Consider the following 12,180-nt stretch of genomic DNA (forward strand, 5'->3'; position numbering starts at 1 on the left):
AGCGCTTAGACGCGTTCGAAGACGGTGGTGATGCCCTGACCCAGACCTACACACATGGTGGACACCCCGAAGGTGCCGTTGTTCTGCTTCATGACATTCAACAGGGTGCCCGAAATACGTGCACCAGAGCAACCGAATGGGTGACCCAGGGCGATGGCGCCGCCGTGCAGGTTAACCTTCTCGTTCATCTTGTCGAGCACTTTCAGATCCTTCAGCACCGGCAGGGCCTGTGCGGCGAAGGCTTCGTTGAGCTCGAAGAAGTCGATATCGTTGATCGAAAGGCCTGCGCGTTTCAGCGCTTTCTGAGTCGCCGGCACCGGGCCGTAGCCCATGATTGCAGGGTCGACGCCGGCAACGGCCATGGAGCGGATCACCGCCATCGGCTGAATGCCCAGGTCTTGGGCACGTTGGGCCGACATGACGATCATGCAAGAGGCGCCGTCGGTAATTTGCGACGAAGTGCCCGCCGTCACGGTGCCACCTTTGGGGTTGAACGCAGGACGCAGCGCGGCCAGGCTCTCCAGGGTGGTGTCCGGACGAATGGTCTCGTCGTAGTCGAACATCTTCAGGAAGCCGTTCTCGTCATACCCTTGCATCGGGATGATCTCGTCCTTGAACTTGCCTTCCACGGTGGCCTTGTGGGCCAGCTGGTGGGAGCGCAGGCCGAAGGCGTCCTGGGCTTCGCGGGTGATGCCGTGCATCTTGCCGAGCATTTCCGCAGTCAGGCCCATCATGCCCGAGGCCTTGGCGGCGTACAGGGACATGTGCGGGTTGGGGTCGACGCCGTGCATCATGCTCACGTGGCCCATGTGCTCCACGCCACCGACGACGAACACGTCGCCGTTGCCGGTCATGATCGCCTGGGCGGCGGTGTGCAGCGCGCTCATGGACGAGCCACACAGGCGGCTGACGGTCTGGCCGGCCGCGGTGTGCGGGATCTGGGTCATCAGCGACGCCATGCGCGCGATGTTCCAGCCCTGCTCCAGGGTCTGGTTCACACAGCCCCAGATCACGTCCTCGACTTCACTCGGGTCGACCTTGACGTTGCGTTCCAGCAGTTTGCTGATCAGGTGCGCCGACATGTCTTCGGCGCGGGTGTTGCGGTGCATGCCACCCTTGGAGCGGCCCATTGGCGTGCGACCGAAGTCGACGATCACCACATCTCTCGGATTCAAGCTCATAAATACGTTCTCGCTCTAGTCGTTGGGCGCTTAACCGAAGAAGCTCTGGCCGTTCTTGGCCATCTCACGCAGCTTCGCGGTGGGGTGGTACAGCGGGCCCAGGTCGGCGTACTGGTCTGCCAGGGCGACGAAGTTGGCCACGCCCAGCGAATCGATGTAGCGCAGCGCGCCGCCACGGAACGGAGGGAAACCGATGCCGTAGACCAGGCCCATGTCGGCCTCGGCCGCGGTTTCGACGATGCCGTCTTCCAGGCAACGCACGGTTTCCAGGCACAGCGGGATCATCATCCAGTTGAGGATGTCGTCGTCGGTCAGCTCGCGCTGCTCGTAGACGATCGGCTTGAGCACTTCGAGCACCGAGGCGTCAGCGACTTTCTTCGGCTTGCCCTTCTTGTCGGTCTCGTAGGCGTAGAAGCCCTTGCCGTTCTTCTGGCCCAGGCGGTTGGCCTCGTACAGCACGTCGATGGCCGAACGGCGGTCATCCTTCATGCGGTCCGGGAAGCCTTCGGCCATCACGTCGCGGCCGTGGTGGCCGGTGTCGATGCCGACCACGTCCATCAGGTAGGCCGGGCCCATTGGCCAGCCGAATTTCTCCATGATCTTGTCGACGCGCACGAAGTCGATGCCGGCGCTGACCAGCTTGGCGAAGCCGCCGAAGTACGGGAACAGCACGCGGTTGACCAGGAAGCCCGGGCAGTCGTTGACCACGATCGGGTTCTTGCCCATCTTCTTGGCGTAGGCCACGGTGGTGGCGACGGCCACTTCGCTGGACTTCTCGCCACGGATGACTTCCACCAGCGGCATCATGTGCACCGGGTTGAAGAAGTGCATGCCGACGAAGTTTTCCGGACGCTTGAGGGCTTTGGCCAGCAGGCTGATGGAAATGGTCGAGGTGTTGGACGCCAGGATGGTGTCCTCCTTGACCTGGGCTTCGACTTCGGCCAGCACGGCCTGCTTGACCTTGGGGTTCTCGACCACGGCTTCGACGACGATGTCGACGTGGCCGAAATCACCGTACGACAGGGTCGGGCGAATGGCGTTGAGCGACTCGGCCATCTGCGCGGCGGTCAGGCGGCCTTTCTCGACGCGCTTGCCCAGCAGCTTCGAGGCTTCGGCCAGGCCTTGCTCGATGCCCTTCTCGTTGATGTCCTTCATCAGGATCGGGGTGCCCTTGACGGCGGACTGGTAGGCAATGCCACCGCCCATGATGCCGGCGCCGAGCACGGCGGCCTGCTTCACGTCGTGGGCCAGTTCGTCGTAGGCCTTGGCCTTGCGCTTCAGCTCCTGGTCATTCAGGAACAGGCCCACCAGGCTTTGCGCAGCCGGGGTCTTGGCCATTTTCACGAAACCGGCGGCTTCGATTTCCAGGGCCTTCTCGCGACCGAAGTTGGCGGCTTTCTGGATGGTCTTGATGGCTTCGACCGGGGCCGGGTAGTTCGGGCCGGCCTGGCCGGCGACGAAGCCCTTGGCGGTCTCGAAGGCCATCATCTGCTCGATGGCGTTGAGCTTGAGCTTGTCCAGCTTGGGCTGGCGACGGGCCTTGTGGTCGAACTCGCCGCTGATGGCGCGCTTGACCAGGTCCAGGGCGGCAGCATGCAGCTGCTCGGGCGCCACCACGGCATCGACGGCGCCGGCTTTCAGGGCGTCATCGGCACGGTTTTCCTTGCCCGAGGCAATCCACTCGATGGCGTTGTCGGCACCGATGATGCGCGGCAGGCGCACGGTGCCGCCGAAGCCTGGGTAGATGCCCAGCTTCACTTCCGGCAGGCCGATCTTGGCGGTGGCGGACATGACGCGGAAGTCCGCGGCCAGGCACATTTCCAGGCCGCCGCCCAGGGCGATGCCGTTGATGGCGGCCACGGTGGGCACGCCCAGGTCTTCGAAGTCGCTGAAAATGCGGTTGGCTTCCAGGTTACCAGCGACCAGTTCGGCCTCGGGCAGCTTGAAGTTGTCGACAAATTCGGTGATGTCCGCGCCGACGATGAAGACGTCCTTGCCACTGCTGACAATCACGCCCTTGATGCTGGCGTCGGCCTTGATGGTGTCCACCGCCTGGCGCAATTCGCCCAGGGTCAGACGGTTGAATTTGTTGACGGACTCACCCTTGAGGTCGAACTTCAATTCGACGATGCCACTTTCAAGAGCCTTAACCGTGATGGCTTTACCTTCGTAAATCATCAACTGATCTCCACGATATGGAAGCTGAACTGTACACGCCAAACGCTGGTGCGAGGCCGGCAGGCGCCTTGACGCCGGTTGCCGCTCCCTCGCTGCCAGACACACCCGTCAGCGCGATATTCGGGATTCTGGATAAGAGCGTTCCTACAAGACAAACGCTCAATTCATACGCCCGTTTGATTTGGGTATGCACACATTCAGGGAAAAACCGGCAATTGTCAAATGCGCTGGAAGGCGGCAAAAACGCGACTTTGCGGTCACGCGTGCGTCATAACAGCGCACGCCGCGCCGGGACTGATGACGCAACATTCAGCAACAGCATGGCACATGCCCATGACAGCCAGATACACCGGGGCCTGGGGCAAACCAAACGTCGCGGGGAAATAAAAAGAAAGGAATTTTGAAAGAGGCCGGCGTAAGATCGCTTCGCGACTACACTGTCGACCACACATGCAGAAAATGTCTTACCGGCCTGCCTGGCCAACCCCAGCCCGACGCACATTATCGGGCTTTTTATTGCCTCCATCCTGTAGCAGCGGCCGCCGGCCGCGTCCGCATGCCCCCGGACGCAGCCTTCGGCAGCTGCTACGGGTCATGCCAGCGCCTTGAGCACCTGGTCGATTGCCACCAGCACACTCGCCTCCCCGCGCTCGCCCCAGTACAGGGCGATCAGCTGTTGACCTGCGTCAACCTTGTAGACATTACCCGGCAACGTGGCGAACTGGGCGAGTAAGATCGGGTCTTCACAAGGTTCGCGCCATTGGTTGAGCCAGGTCCCCGGCTCGGTCTGCCAGTAGCAGAAGCGCGCGGCCGTGGCCGACCGCCGCGGCCGGCAGTACTGCGCGCAGGGGCTTGGCGGCTGCTGGGGCAGCCAGTGCGGCCATTCCTGGGGCATCAGCTGCATGGCCAGGCCCAGGCGGCGCGCTTCCATGCGCAGGGCCATCTGGCCGCTCTGCTTGCGCGAGGGACGCAGCCACACCAGGGGGCTTAAAACCAGCGCAAGGATTGACACCACTATCCATACCGTCATATGACTGTGCACCCTGTAAAACTTTTAGAAATGAGTTGGTTAGGACACGCGCAAACAGACCGACTTGAAACCGGCCATACTTAGCCTATCGCCACGTCAGGAGAGCTTCCCATGCCCTACCAACATATTCTGGTCGCCGTCGACCTGACCGAAGAGTGCGATCCGGTGATCCACCGGGCCCGCGAGCTGTCTTCCAGCCAGGACGCCAAGCTGTCCCTGGTGCACATCGTCGAACCCATGGCCATGGCCTTCGGCGGCGACGTGCCCATGGACCTGTCGCAGCTGCAACAGCAGCAGTTCGACCAGGCCAAGGAGCGCCTGGAGCGCCTGATCACCAAGTACCCGGAACTGACGAAAGAGAACTGCCACCTGACCTATGGCCAGCCCAAGCAGGAAATCCATGGCCTGGCCAAGGAAAAGGGTTGCGACCTGGTGGTGGTGGGCAGCCATGCCCGCCACGGCCTGGCGCTGTTGCTGGGCTCCACGTCCAATGACGTGCTGCATGGCGCGCCGTGTGATGTGCTGGCGGTACGCCTGAAGAAACCTGAGTAATCGCGGCGCCCCCATCGCGGCCAAGGCCGGCTCCTACCTGTAGGAGCCGGCCTTGGCCGCGATGGAGCAACACGGATCAGGCGTCGAGCTCAGCCCAGCGCTCGACCATCTCGTCCAGCTTGGCCTGGGCCTGTTCCAGCTCGGCGATCACCTTGGCCGTCTCGGCCGCCGGCTTCTGGTAGAAACCCGCATCCGCCATGGTCGCTTCCAGCGCGGCAATCTTCTGCTCCTGGGCGTCGATCTCACCGGGCAAGGCTTCCAGCTCGCGCTGCAGCTTGTAGCTGAGTTTCTTCTTCGCAGGGGCAGCAGCTTCCGCTGCCGGTGCCACGACGGCTGCCGGAGCAGTCACCACGGCGCTGTTGAGCTCGGCCTTGCCCGACTTGTTCTCGGTGACGCCCAGCAGCTTCGGCGAACCACCCTGGCGAATCCAGTCCTGGTAGCCGCCCACGTACTCGCGCACCTTGCCCTCGCCTTCGAAGACCAGGGTGCTGGTCACCACGTTGTCGAGGAAGGCCCGGTCGTGGCTGACCATCAGCACGGTGCCCTTGAAGCTGGACAGCACTTCTTCCAGCAGTTCCAGGGTTTCCACGTCGAGGTCGTTGGTCGGTTCGTCGAGCACCAGCAGGTTGGCCGGCTTGCTGAACAGCTTGGCCAGCAGCAGGCGCGCACGCTCGCCACCCGACAGCGCCTTGACCGGCGTGCGGGCACGCTGCGGGCTGAACAGGAAGTCGCCCAGGTAGCTGAGCACGTGACGGTTCTGGCCGTCGATCTCGATGAAGTCCCGGCCTTCGGCCAGGTTGTCGATCACGGTCTTTTCCAGGTTCAGCTGGTGGCGCAGCTGGTCGAAGTAGGCCACTTCCAGGCGCGTACCGGCCGCCACGGTGCCGCTGGTGGCTTCCAGGTCGCCCAGCATCAGCTTGAGCAGCGTGGTCTTGCCGGTGCCGTTGGCGCCCAGCAGGCCAATGCGGTCCTGGCGCTGCAGCACCATGGAGAAGTCCTTGACCAGGAACGGGCCGCCCGGGTGGGCAAAGCTGACGTTCTCGACCACCATCACCTGCTTGCCGGATTTCTCTGCGGTATCAAGCTGGATGTTGGCCTTGCCCTGGCGCTCGCGACGCTCGCTGCGCTCCACGCGCAGCTCTTTCAGGGCGCGCACGCGGCCTTCGTTGCGGGTACGACGGGCCTTGATGCCCTGGCGAATCCACACTTCTTCCTGGGCCAGGCGCTTATCGAACAGCGCGTTGGCAGTCTCTTCGGCCGCCAGCATGGCTTCCTTGTGCACCAGGAAGCTGGCGTAGTCGCCGTTCCAGTCGATCAGGCCGCCGCGGTCCAGTTCCAGGATGCGCGTGGCCAGGTTCTGCAGGAAGGAACGGTCGTGCGTGATGAACAGCACGGCGCCGCCGAAACCGCTCAGGGCCTCTTCCAGCCAGGCAATCGCACCGATGTCCAGGTGGTTGGTAGGCTCGTCGAGCAGCAGCAGGTCGGGCTCGGACACCAGCGCCTGGGCCAGCAGCACGCGGCGGCGCCAGCCACCGGACAGCTGCGCCAGGGTCTTGTCGGCCGGCAGTTGCAGGCGGCTCAGGGTGCTGTCCACCAATTGCTGCAGGCGCCAGCCGTCGCGGGCCTCGAGGTCCGACTGGACGTGCATGAGCTTGGTCAGGTCTTCATCGGTGACGATGTTCTGGCTCAGGTGGTGATATTCGGCCAGCAACGCGCCCACACCATCGAGGCCTTCGGCAACCACGTCGAACACGGTGCGATCGTCGGCCACCGGCAGTTCCTGCGGCAGCTCGCCGATCTTCAGGCCCGGCGCACGCCAGACCTCGCCTTCGTCAGGCTTCTGATCGCCCTTGACCAGGCGCAACATGCTGGACTTGCCAGTGCCGTTGCGACCGATGATGCAGACCCGCTCTCCACGGGCGATCTGCCAGGACACTTTGTCCAACAACGGCATCGCGCCGAAAGCGAGGGACACATCGCTTAATTTGAGCAGGGTCATGTGTTTCTCCAAAAACCGGGCGCGCATTCTACCTGACTTGAGCGCCCAGCACAGTAAATGCCGCCATATGGGCCGGACGGTCTGAATTCATCTGTTGTTACAAGCACAATGCTTTCATCGGCCACCCGCAACCGGCTAAGCTAATGGGAAATCAGTGCAGGCAACGCCGCACTTGTCATGCCTTATCTGCACGGATGTCTCATGCGCGGTCGCCTGTCTAGCCTCTTGTCCTGCCTGCTGCTCTCTGCCACCGCCGTCTCCTGCGCCCACGCAGTGGACCTGACCACCCAGCGCCAGTATTACGACGAGGCCAAGCGCGCCCTGGCCAAGGGCGACAGCGGCCCCTACTACCGTTACGCGCCGATGCTCAGCGACTACCCGCTGGAGCCGTACCTGGCCTATGACGAGCTCACCGCCCGCCTGAAGACCGCCAGCAACGACGAGATCGAGAAATTCCTCGCCGCCCACGGCGACCTGCCCCAGGCCAACTGGATGAAGCTGCGCTGGTTGCGCTGGCTGGCGGAACGCGGCGACTGGGACACCTTTGCCAAATATTATGACGCCAAGCTCAACTTCACCGAGCTTGACTGCCTCAACGGCCAGTACCAGCTGGGCCACAACCAGAAGGCCGAGGGCTACGCCAGCGCGCAGAAGCTGTGGCTGACCGGCAAGACCCAGCCCGACGCCTGCGCCGCGCTGTTCGGCCTGTGGGCGGCCGACGGCCAACTGACCGAAGACAAGCGCTGGCAGCGCCTGAAACTGGCCGCCCACACCCGCAACTACGCCCTGGCCAACGCCCTGGTCGCCACCCTGCCGACCCTGGGCAACCAGGGCCGCCTGCTGATCAGCGTGGCGCAGAACCCCGAGCTGCTCACCGACCCGTCGCGTTTCCAGCCGGCCACCGAGGCCATGTCCGACGTGGTCGGCCTGGGCCTGCGGCGCCTGGCCAAGCAGGACCCGGACCGGGCCATGCAGATGCTCGACGGCTACGCCAGCAGCATGCACTTTTCTCGTGACGAAAAGGTGGCCATCGCCCGGGAAATCGGCCTGACCCTGGCGCGCAACTACGACCCGCGCGCCCTCGACCTGATGACCCAGTACGACCCCGAGCTGCGCGACAACACCGTCACCGAGTGGCGCCTGCGCCTGCTGCTGCGCCTGGGCCGCTGGCAGGACGCCTACGACCTGACCCGCCGCCTGCCCCAGGACCTGGCGGCCACCAGCCGCTGGAAATACTGGCAGGCGCGCAGCCTGGAGCTGGCGCAACCGCAGAACCCGCAGGTGCCGCTGCTGTACCGCAACGTGTCCAAGGAGCGTGATTTCTACGGCTTCCTCGCCGCCGACCGCACCCAGGCGCCCTACTCCCTGGCCAACCGCCCACTGGTGATCAGCCAGGCGCTGATGAACAAGGTGCGCAACACCCCGGGCATCCGTCGCGCCATGGAGCTGCTGGACCGTGGCCAGGTGGTGGACGCACGCCGCGAGTGGTACTACGTGAGCAACCTGTTCAGCCGCGACGAAATGGTCGCCCAGGCCAAGCTGGCCTACGACATGCACTGGTACTTCCCGGCCATCCGCACCATTGCCCAGGCGCAGTACTGGGATGACCTGGACATCCGCTTCCCCATGGCCCACCGCGAGGCCCTGGTGCGCGAAGCCAACAACCGCGGCATCCATGCCAGCTGGGCGTTCGCCATCACCCGCCAGGAAAGCGCGTTCATGGACGACGCTCGTTCAGGCGTGGGCGCCATGGGCCTGATGCAGCTGATGCCCGGCACCGCCAAGGAAACCGCGCGCAAGTTCAGCATCCCCCTGGCCTCGCCGCAGCAGGCCATCGACCCGGACAAGAACATCCAGCTGGGCGCCGCCTACCTGAGCCAGGTGCACGCGCAGTTCAACGGCAACCGCGTGCTCGCCTCCGCCGCCTACAACGCCGGCCCCGGCCGCGTGAAACAGTGGCTGCGCGGCGCCAACCACCTGAGCTTCGACGTGTGGGTGGAGTCGATCCCGTTCGACGAGACCCGCCAGTACGTGCAGAACGTGCTGTCCTACGCGGTGATCTACGGCCAGAAGCTGAACATCCCGCAGCCGATCGCCGACTGGAACGAACGCTTCTTCGACGACCAATAACCCCGTAGCAGCGGCCAAAGGCCGCGTCCTGCGCCCGGACGCGGCCTTTGGCCGCTGCTACGGGTTATTCGAGGATGGTGACGGGCATGCCGACCTGCAGTTGCCCTACCCCGTCGTTGACCAGGTTCTGCCCGAACATTACGTCGCCATCCACCTGGCGATAGGTCTTGAGCGTCGCCAATGGCTCGCGATCGTCACTGCGTACTCCGGTCGCGGGGTCAATGGTGGTGAGGATGCAGCGCGAGCACGGCTTCACCACCCGGAACTCCACCTCGCCAATGCGAATGCGCTTCCAGCCATCCTCGGCGAACGCTTCGCTGCCGGTGACCACCAGGTTGGGGCGGAACCGCAGCATCTCCAGTTCACGGCCCACGCGGCTCGACAGGTCATCCAGCGACGCCTGGCCAATCAGCAGCAACGGGAAACCATCGGCGAAGCCCACGCGGTCGCTGTCCAGGCCGTAGCCGGCCTGGGTGCTGCGCGCACGCTCGACCGGCACCTGCACCAGGCGCGTCGGCTTGCCTATAAAAGAAGAGACCCACTGGGCTGCCTCATCGCCCGCATCAGGCACGCGCAGGGTGTCCCGCCAGATGGTCACGCCGCGCAACGGCGCGTCGGCGCCAGGGATAGGCACGAACAGCGGCGCAAGGCCCGGTGCCGACAGCTGCAGCCCGGCATCGCCCTGGTGGGCGGCGCCCAGCTGGCTCATGTGCGCCTCGGCGCGCTGGGTCAGGAAGCGCCCGCTGGCTTCGTCCACCAGCATCCAGCGGCGGTCACCGGCCAGGCCCAGGCTGTCCAGGGCGGACGCTTGCAGGGGTTCGCCGATGGCGGATTTGAGGGGGTAGCGGTAGAGGGCGCTGAGGTGCATGGCGGCTTCCTGCGGTCAATTTAGACCGGCAGTTTATCGCAATACCTACCTGGGCGGCGCCCCGGACGCCGCCTGCGGCAGCTGCTACGGGGGGCTTCAGTTATCCAGCATCAGGCGTTGGCGCACCACGTCCACCAACTTGTCTGGCTGGAACTTGGACAGGAAGTTGTCGCAGCCGACCTTCTTGACCATGGATTCGTTGAAGCTGCCCGATAGCGAGGTGTGCAGCACTACGTACAAGCCGCGCAGCCGCGGGTCGTTGCGAATCTCGGTGGTCAGGCGGTAGCCGTCCATCTCGGGCATTTCGGCGTCGGTGAACACCATCAGCAGCTTGTCCGTGAGGTTCTCGCCGGCATCCGCCCAGGCCTTGAGCATCTTCAGCGCCTTGAGGCCATCGCTGGCCACGTGCATCTTCACCCCCAGCTGGGACAGGGTATCGCGCAGCTGCGCCAGCGCCACGGTGGAGTCGTCCACCAGCAGCACTTCCCTGCCCCGGGCACGGGCCAGCACGGGGTCTTCAAGCTTCTCGCGGGACACCTTGGCGCTGTAGGGCACGATCTCGGCCAGCACTTTTTCCACATCGATGATTTCCACCAGCTGGTCATCGACCTTGCTGATGGCGGTGAGGTAGTGCTGGCGGCCAGCGCTGGTAGGCGGCGGCAGGATGGCTTCCCAGTTCATGTTGACGATGCGGTCCACACCGCCCACCAGGAACGCCTGCACCGAGCGGTTGTACTCGGTGACGATGATGGTGCTATTGGGGCCCGGCTGCAGCGGGCGCATGCCGATGGCCTGGGACAGGTCGATGACCGGCAGGGTTTGCCCGCGCAGGTTGACCACGCCGCACACGAACGCATGGCGCTGGGGCATCAGCGTCAGCTTGGGCAGTTGCAGCACTTCCTGCACCTTGAACACGTTGATGGCGAACAATTGCCGGCCCGCCAGGCGAAACATCAGAATTTCAAGGCGGTTCTCACCCACAAGCTGGGTACGTTGGTCTACTGTGTCGAGAATGCCGGCCATCGATGACTCCTGGGGACGATGCTAAGGTGAACTGATTAGGGTTATCGGCAGCGCGCAGCCGATCTTGAAGCCCGACGAAATACACGCTGGCGAGCATTGATGTCACATTAACATCATGCTTAACTGATCGCATTGCCGCAGCTGAACATTTAGATACAAAACTGCTAAGAACCCTCCCTTCTTATCAGGGATTCCCCTATAGGCAATCGGGCGAAACCTGATATTCGCAATATCCAATAGCCATTAATGTGACGCCATTCTCAATGCATGAACGGAGTCAGGCTTTTGTTCGCTCGCTTTTTATCCCCCGATCGCAGCCTTCGGAGCGGCAGCAAGGGCCTGATTTCATCTTTTCCCGCCAAGACAATGTGTCTGGCTTGTGGCTCGCAGGACACATTGAAAATGACAGCGCAAATGCCAGCCATCCGTGCGCGGATGCAGCTAAGCTTGAGTGGCCAGATGGAACCAACGCACGGACCGCACGCAATGGACGCGTCCGCACGGAGTTGTGGAGATCAACATGCTCAATGACACCCAATGGTCATGTGCCCTGCCTGACTTCCTCGTCGAGGCCCAGGCCATGCTGAACAAATTGCAGGAATGCATCAGCCACCTCGAACTGATCCGCAACGATCAGGACGCCGCCGACTGCCTGCTGTACACCCTGGAAAGCCTTGGTTTACGGGCCCAGGGCCTGTCACTTGAGCAAGTGGCAGCATTTTGCCAGCAGCTGCGCCAACTGCTGCACCTGGCAAAACCGCGCAATCGTTTGGAGGGGGCCACACTCAAGGCGCTCAACGAATGCCTCACCCTGCTGGCCTGGCAACTGGAGCTGATCGACCCGCGCACCGGCCAGTTGAGCCTGGATTGTGATGAACAGGTTGCGTTGGTGGAGGCCTTGGCGGTCACCATCGATTCGGGCCTCGCCCCTGTTCCTCCCACCGCTGGCAAGGCCAACGGGCAATTGGACCGACGGGTCATGTGACCCCCGACTGCATCCACTTTGTTGCCATTTCCATACACCGCGCCAGGGCGCGGTATAACTGTGCGTTCATGAAATGACCAGTCATTCTCCTAGGCCACCCTCAGCTATTCCCCTAGGTACAACTACCCCCGGCTTTCTGTAACTTTGGCATTACACTCGAAGTTACCAGGAGTGCGTTCTTGCCCCATGATTGTGCGTTTTTGTCCGTTGACTGAAGTTGATCAGGGGCCTGAG

General features: G+C 63.3%; 10 protein-coding genes. 4 read left to right on the forward strand and 6 right to left on the reverse strand.

The features are described from left to right. Positions 1–5 precede the first annotated feature (5 nt). Together fadA and fadB are read right to left on the reverse strand one after the other, a co-directional pair. Positions 6–1,181, reverse strand: a complete 1,176-nt coding sequence (gene fadA, locus AC0Z2B_RS18855; RefSeq protein ID WP_416423424.1) for an acetyl-CoA C-acyltransferase FadA — start codon at positions 1,179–1,181, stop codon at positions 6–8. Positions 1,182–1,211: 30 nt separating this feature from the next. Then, a complete protein-coding gene (gene fadB / locus AC0Z2B_RS18860; RefSeq protein WP_476298656.1) occupies positions 1,212–3,359 on the reverse strand; it encodes a fatty acid oxidation complex subunit alpha FadB in 2,148 nt (715 codons plus the stop codon). A 17-nt stretch (positions 3,360–3,376) separates the two neighbouring features. On the opposite strand from fadB, the gene AC0Z2B_RS18865 reads away from it, so the two are divergent. Further along, a complete protein-coding gene (locus tag AC0Z2B_RS18865) occupies positions 3,377–3,763 on the forward strand; it encodes a hypothetical protein (protein ID WP_476298658.1) in 387 nt (128 codons plus the stop codon). A 188-nt stretch (positions 3,764–3,951) separates the two neighbouring features. Here the strand turns inward: AC0Z2B_RS18865 and AC0Z2B_RS18870 are convergent, their stop codons facing one another. After that, complete coding sequence (locus AC0Z2B_RS18870) at positions 3,952–4,389, reverse strand: hypothetical protein (RefSeq protein ID WP_475505984.1); 438 nt, start codon at positions 4,387–4,389, stop codon at positions 3,952–3,954. 111 nt (positions 4,390–4,500) lie between these two features. Here AC0Z2B_RS18870 and AC0Z2B_RS18875 point away from each other — a divergent pair, with 111 nt between their 5' ends. Then, positions 4,501–4,941 carry a universal stress protein gene (locus AC0Z2B_RS18875; RefSeq protein ID WP_416423421.1) on the forward strand — a complete coding sequence of 147 codons (441 nt, stop codon included), beginning with the start codon at positions 4,501–4,503 and terminating at the stop codon, positions 4,939–4,941. Between the two features lie 76 nt (positions 4,942–5,017). Here AC0Z2B_RS18875 and AC0Z2B_RS18880 read toward each other — a convergent pair whose 3' ends face one another. Further along, entirely contained in the window at positions 5,018–6,940 is a 1,923-nt protein-coding gene (locus AC0Z2B_RS18880; protein WP_476298660.1) for an ATP-binding cassette domain-containing protein, read from the reverse strand. A gap of 201 nt (positions 6,941–7,141) precedes the next feature. On the opposite strand from AC0Z2B_RS18880, the gene AC0Z2B_RS18885 reads away from it, so the two are divergent. Beyond that, positions 7,142–9,070 (forward strand): transglycosylase SLT domain-containing protein, encoded by a 1,929-nt coding sequence (locus AC0Z2B_RS18885; protein ID WP_476298662.1) that lies wholly within the window; start codon positions 7,142–7,144, stop codon positions 9,068–9,070. 64 nt (positions 9,071–9,134) lie between these two features. Here AC0Z2B_RS18885 and AC0Z2B_RS18890 read toward each other — a convergent pair whose 3' ends face one another. Both AC0Z2B_RS18890 and AC0Z2B_RS18895 read right to left on the reverse strand, forming a co-directional pair. Beyond that, on the reverse strand, positions 9,135–9,938 hold the full coding sequence (locus AC0Z2B_RS18890) for an MOSC domain-containing protein (protein ID WP_476298664.1): 804 nt from the start codon (positions 9,936–9,938) through the stop codon (positions 9,135–9,137). 96 nt (positions 9,939–10,034) lie between these two features. Then, complete coding sequence (locus tag AC0Z2B_RS18895; RefSeq protein WP_473006030.1) at positions 10,035–10,961, reverse strand: chemotaxis protein CheW; 927 nt, start codon at positions 10,959–10,961, stop codon at positions 10,035–10,037. A gap of 520 nt (positions 10,962–11,481) precedes the next feature. Here AC0Z2B_RS18895 and AC0Z2B_RS18900 point away from each other — a divergent pair. Beyond that, entirely contained in the window at positions 11,482–11,946 is a 465-nt protein-coding gene (locus AC0Z2B_RS18900) for a hypothetical protein (RefSeq protein WP_476298666.1), read from the forward strand. Positions 11,947–12,180: the final 234 nt, after the last annotated feature.

The organism is Pseudomonas sp. GYB4201 (genome assembly GCF_056312595.1).

Bases quoted from the DNA above. Each gene is read 5' to 3' on its own strand.
- fadB (WP_476298656.1), bottom strand. From the start codon at position 3,359: ATGATTTACGAAGGTAAAGCCATCACGGTTAAGGCTCTTGAAAGTGGC.
- AC0Z2B_RS18865 (WP_476298658.1), top strand. From the start codon at position 3,377: ATGGAAGCTGAACTGTACACGCCAAACGCTGGTGCGAGGCCGGCAGGC.
- AC0Z2B_RS18880 (WP_476298660.1), bottom strand. From the start codon at position 6,940: ATGACCCTGCTCAAATTAAGCGATGTGTCCCTCGCTTTCGGCGCGATG.
- AC0Z2B_RS18885 (WP_476298662.1), top strand. From the start codon at position 7,142: ATGCGCGGTCGCCTGTCTAGCCTCTTGTCCTGCCTGCTGCTCTCTGCC.
- AC0Z2B_RS18870 (WP_475505984.1), bottom strand. From the start codon at position 4,389: ATGACGGTATGGATAGTGGTGTCAATCCTTGCGCTGGTTTTAAGCCCC.
- AC0Z2B_RS18875 (WP_416423421.1), top strand. From the start codon at position 4,501: ATGCCCTACCAACATATTCTGGTCGCCGTCGACCTGACCGAAGAGTGC.
- AC0Z2B_RS18900 (WP_476298666.1), top strand. From the start codon at position 11,482: ATGCTCAATGACACCCAATGGTCATGTGCCCTGCCTGACTTCCTCGTC.
- AC0Z2B_RS18890 (WP_476298664.1), bottom strand. From the start codon at position 9,938: ATGCACCTCAGCGCCCTCTACCGCTACCCCCTCAAATCCGCCATCGGC.
- AC0Z2B_RS18895 (WP_473006030.1), bottom strand. From the start codon at position 10,961: ATGGCCGGCATTCTCGACACAGTAGACCAACGTACCCAGCTTGTGGGT.
- fadA (WP_416423424.1), bottom strand. From the start codon at position 1,181: ATGAGCTTGAATCCGAGAGATGTGGTGATCGTCGACTTCGGTCGCACG.